The organism is Mesorhizobium sp., assembly GCF_004962925.1.
Classification (GTDB): Bacteria; Pseudomonadota; Alphaproteobacteria; order Rhizobiales; family Rhizobiaceae; genus Mesorhizobium.
Genome location: NZ_SUEO01000165.1, coordinates 9585 through 14434 on the forward strand (window position 1 = coordinate 9585; position 4850 = coordinate 14434).

Consider the following 4850-nt stretch of genomic DNA (forward strand, 5'->3'; position numbering starts at 1 on the left):
GCCCGACGAGGAGGTTGTCGTCATGATTGGCGACGGCTCCTACCTGATGCTCAACTCCGAGATCGCGACCTCGGTCATGCTCGGCCTCAAGCTGACCATCGTGCTGCTCGATAACAGAGGCTATGGCTGCATCAATCGGCTGCAGATGGCGACCGGCGGCGCCAACTTCAACAATCTGCTGAAGGACGCCCGCCACGAGGTTCTGCCCGATATCGACTTCGCCGCGCATGCATCAAGCCTGGGCGCGATCGCTGAAAAAGTTTCGTCGATCGCCGGGCTAGAAACGGCGCTGATGCAAGCGAAGAAAAATACAAGGACAACCGTGCTGGTCATCGACACCGATCCGCTGGTTTCGACCGAAGCCGGTGGAAGCTGGTGGGATGTTGCCGTGCCGGAAGTCTCGGTGCGCCCGCAAGTGAACGCGGCGCGCAAGAACTACGAGGAAGCGCTGAGCGGGCGGCCTTGAACCGCTCACGGAGGCCGTTTCGAATGGTTGAACCTGGAGTAACGACTTGAAAGCCAAACTGGGCATGTCGCCAATTGCATGGTGGAACGACGATCTTGCGGAACTCAGCGATGACGTGTCGCTGGAGGAATGCCTGGCGCAGTCGCGCTCGGCGGGGTTCACCGGCATGGAAATGGGCCGCCGTTTTCCCAGCGATCCGAAAATCATGCTGCCGATCCTGAAGGAGGCCGACGTCACGCTTTGCGGCGGCTGGTTCTCCGGTACGCTGGTCGATGAAGACATGGCCAGGAACAAGGATCGCATCCAGCCGATGATCGATCTGTTCAAGGCGGTGAACGCACCTTGTATCGTCTATGGCGAGGTCGGCCGCTCCATCCAGGGCGATCGCTCGAAGCCGCTCGCCACCAAGCCCAGGCTTTCGGACGACGAGATGAAGGCCTATGCGCAGCGTCTCACGCAGTTTGGCGAATGGTGCGCGGAGCAAGGCATGCCGCTCTCCTACCACCACCACATGGCGGCGGTGGTCGAGACGGAGCCCGAACTCGATGCGTTCATGCGCTACTCCGGCGAAGGCATTCCCTTGCTGCTCGATGCCGGACATCTGGCTTTTGCCGGCGGTGACGTGCTGCGCGCCATCGACAACCATCACCGGCGCATCAACCACGTGCATGTGAAGGACGTGCGCATGGAGGTGATCGAGAAACTCGACCGCCAGAAGCAATCCTTCCTCGATGCCGTGGCGCTCGGCGCCTTCACGGTACCGGGAGATGGCTCGCTGGATTTTGGCGCCATTGTGGAAAGGCTGGCGAACTATGGTTATGAAGGCTGGTTCGTGGTCGAGGCCGAGCAGGACCCAAGAAAGAATCCGCCGCTCAAGATGGCGCAAGTCGGCTACAAGGAATTGATGCGGGTGATGACGGCCGCAGGCTACACGGTTGAAACACAGGGCTTCCCCAATGCTTGAATACAGTATTCCCGGCGAATGGCTGATCCGATGCCCGGATTGATCCGATGAAGGACTCTGAGCATCCGTTCTTCCGGCCTCTGTGGCGGCGCGTTGCCATCGTCGCGGTCTGCCTGGTGTGGGCCGTGGTCGAGTTTGCCACCGGCGCACCGTTCTGGGGCACGATCGCGCTCGGCTTCACCGGCTATGCCGTGTGGCAGTTCTTCTATCTCTACAAGCCGGCCGACGAGGCGAAGCCTCCGGTCGAGCCGAAGGAATAAAGCAGTCCATGGCGCTCAAGGCTTACGGGTCGGGCACTGCGCCCATGACGGATCGCCTGCGTTGAAGATTTAGCTGAAACGCCTCTCGCTTCGTCATCCTGGGGCGGAGCAAGGAGCGAAGCGACGCGGCGCAGACCCCAGGATCCATGCCGTGACATCAAAACGGCCGCTACGGTGCAGAATTCCGTTCCGCTGCGCTCTTGGACTGAGGTTACGGCATGGATCCTAGGGTCTTCGCGACGGAGCTTCGCTCCTGCTACGCCCTAGGATGACGAAGTTGGGGGGCTTCGGCCAATCTCGAAGATTCGCGATAGGAGAGACACAATGTCGAAACTGCTCGTCAAAGCCGATAAGGGCCATGGCCGCGTCGCCCATGTGACGCCGCAAAGCGCCGGCTGGACCTATGTCGGTTTCGATCTGCATCGGTTGCGGCCAGGCGAAACAGCCTCCGGGCAGACAGCGGATCGTGAAGTCTGCCTGGTGTTCGTCACCGGCAAGGGCAAGGCTAGGGCGGGCGCCAAGGATCTCGGCCTGCTCGGCGAACGCATGTCGCCCTTCGAAGGCAAGCCCTGGTCGGTCTATGTGCCGCAGGGCTCTGACTGGTCGGTGACTGCCGACACCGATCTCGAACTCGCCGTCTGCTCGGCGCCTGGGCTTGGCGGCGGCCTGCCCGTCCGCGTCATCGCGCCGAAGGATCTCGGCCAGGAGGTTCGCGGCAAAGGCACCAACACGCGCTATGTCACCAACATCCTGCCGGAAGGCAAGCCGGCCGATTCATTGCTGGTGGTCGAGGTCATCACGCCGGGTGGCCATACGTCGAGCTACCCGCCGCACAAGCATGACCAGGACAATCTGCCTGATGAGTCCTATCTCGAGGAAACCTACTATCACCGGCTCAACCCGCCACAGGGCTTTGCCTTCCAGCGGGTCTACACCGATGCCGACAGGAATGGCGCTCGTTCGCTCGATGAGGCGATGGCGATCGAGGACGGCGATGTCGTGCTGGTGCCAAAGGGCTATCACCCTTGTGCCGCCTGCCATGGCTATGACCTCTACTACCTCAATGTCATGGCTGGGCCGAAGCGGACGTGGAAGTTCCACAACGCGCCCGAGCACGAATGGCTGATGAAGCGCTGATCGCGCGGCTCTTCCGGGTCGGCAAACTGGCCCAAAGCGAAAAAATCTTCGGCTAATGACCCGCCTGAGCAACTTTGTTATCAGGAGCGATCATCAGCTTCGTCATTTCGTCATGCAAATCGCCTATGGCAGCGGGGATTGACGAGGAACTTCGATGCGCTACGCTATCTATTTCACCCCCCGGCAGGACGAACCGCTGGCGCGGATCGCCGCCAATTGGCTCGGCCGCGACCCATTCGGCGCCGCCACAAGGCCGGTCGAGGCCGTGGGCGAGCTGTCGGCGGCGGAAGTCGCCTTCCATACCGCTTCGGCGCGCCGCTATGGCTTTCATGCAACGCTGAAGGCGCCCTTCCGGCTGGCCTTGAACGAGACGGAAGCCTCGCTTCGCGCGGCGCTCGACAATTTTGCCGAGACGACGCCGGTGGTGACGATCCCGCGTCTGGTCGTCAGCCAGATCGATGGCTTCTTCGCGCTCGTGCCGGAAGGACCGTTGCCGGCGCTCAACCGCTTCGCCGATGACGTCGTGCGCGACTTCGACCGTTTTCGCGCGCCGCTGAGCGAGGCGGAAATCGAGCGGCGCAGCCCCGATTCGCTGAAGCCGGCTGAATTCCGCAATCTCTGCCAGTGGGGCTACCCCTATGTCTTCGAGACCTTTCGTTTCCATATGACGCTGTCCGGCCGAGCCGCGTCACAGGAAAGCCCTCGTCTTCGCTTAGCAATCGAAAGCCTGTTTGCGCAGGTCCTGCAACAGCCGGTGCCGGTGGACGCGCTGACCCTATTTGTCGAAACCGAACCTGGCGCCCCGTTCATGGTGCTTTCCCATCACGCGCTCGGGCGCCGCCCGGCTAGAAAAACTGCCTGAAATGACTATTTGTTTTAACCGCGTTTGTGCGACGCCAATCGATTCCAATTGGCTGCAAAATGCTCCAAGGACTGCCTGAAATGACCGCCGAGACCGTTCTCAACAATGCCCGCATCGTGCTCGCCGACGAGATCGTCGAAGGGTCGATCGTGCTGCGCGACGGCCTGATCGCCGGGATCGATGCCGGTGCCGGCCGCAGCGGCGAGGACATGGGCGGCGATTTCATTATCCCCGGGCTGGTCGAGCTTCACACCGACCACCTCGAAGGCCATTACGCGCCGCGGCCGAAAGTGCGCTGGAATCCGATCGCCGCGGTGCTCGCTCACGACGCGCAAGTGGCGACCGCCGGCATCACCACCGTGCTCGATGCCTTGCGCGTCGGCATGGATGACGATGCCGACATGAATTCGGCCGACATGCGCAAGCTGGCCGATGCGATCGAGGACAGCGTCCAGCAGGACCGGCTGCGGGCCGATCATTTCATCCATCTGCGCTGCGAGGTTTCGGCGCCGGATTGCCTCGCAGCCTTCGCGCATTTCGACGGCGATGACAGGATCAAGCTGGCGTCGCTGATGGACCATGCGCCGGGACAGCGCCAGTTCGTCGACTTGGAAACCTATGCCTATTACTACCAGCGCAAGCTGAAGCTGACGGATCCCGAGTTTCAGAAGTTTTGCGAGAAGCGGATGGCGGAGTCGGCGACGAATTCTGGGCCGAACCGCGCTTTCATCGCCGCCGCCTGCCATCAGCGCGGCATCGTGCTCGCCAGCCATGACGACGCCACATTAGGCCATGTCGACGAGGCGATCGAACAGGGCGTCCGCGTCGCCGAGTTCCCGACCACCGAGGAGGCCGCTAGGGCCTCGAAAGAGGCGGGGCTCGGCGTTCTGATGGGCGCGCCGAACGTCATGCGCGGCGCCTCGCATTCCGGCAATGTCTCGGCCCGCACGCTTGCCGGCGACGGGCTGCTCGACATCCTTTCGTCCGACTACATTCCCTTCAGTCTGATCCAGTCGGCGTTTTTCCTCGGCGACGTGGTCGACGGCATTTCGCTGCCTCAGGCGGTCGCCATGGTCTCGAAGAACCCGGCCGAGGCGGTCGGCCTCACCGACCGTGGCGTCATCGAGCAGGGCCGGCGCGCCGATCTGGTTCGTGTACGTC

Annotated in this window: 6 protein-coding genes; all 6 read left to right on the forward strand. The window is 62.3% G+C overall.

The genetic code is table 11. The annotated features are described in order from the left end of the window. The coding region (locus E5W87_RS25985) for a thiamine pyrophosphate-dependent enzyme (RefSeq protein ID WP_292404153.1) at window positions 1-466 on the forward strand (466 nt) is incomplete at its 5' end. A gap of 46 nt (window positions 467-512) precedes the next feature. Beyond that, complete coding sequence (gene iolE / locus E5W87_RS25990) at window positions 513-1430, forward strand: myo-inosose-2 dehydratase (protein WP_292404156.1); 918 nt, start codon at window positions 513-515, stop codon at window positions 1428-1430. Between the two features lie 47 nt (window positions 1431-1477). Then, window positions 1478-1690 (forward strand): DUF3329 domain-containing protein, encoded by a 213-nt coding sequence (locus E5W87_RS25995; protein WP_126104024.1) that lies wholly within the window; start codon window positions 1478-1480, stop codon window positions 1688-1690. 324 nt (window positions 1691-2014) lie between these two features. Next, on the forward strand, window positions 2015-2827 hold the full coding sequence (gene iolB, locus E5W87_RS26000; protein WP_292404159.1) for a 5-deoxy-glucuronate isomerase: 813 nt from the start codon (window positions 2015-2017) through the stop codon (window positions 2825-2827). Window positions 2828-2981: 154 nt separating this feature from the next. Then, window positions 2982-3689 (forward strand): DUF1045 domain-containing protein, encoded by a 708-nt coding sequence (locus tag E5W87_RS26005; RefSeq protein WP_292404162.1) that lies wholly within the window; start codon window positions 2982-2984, stop codon window positions 3687-3689. A gap of 80 nt (window positions 3690-3769) precedes the next feature. Beyond that, window positions 3770-4850, forward strand: a 1081-nt coding sequence (locus tag E5W87_RS26010) for an alpha-D-ribose 1-methylphosphonate 5-triphosphate diphosphatase (protein ID WP_292404165.1), incomplete at its 3' end; no start/stop codon positions are given.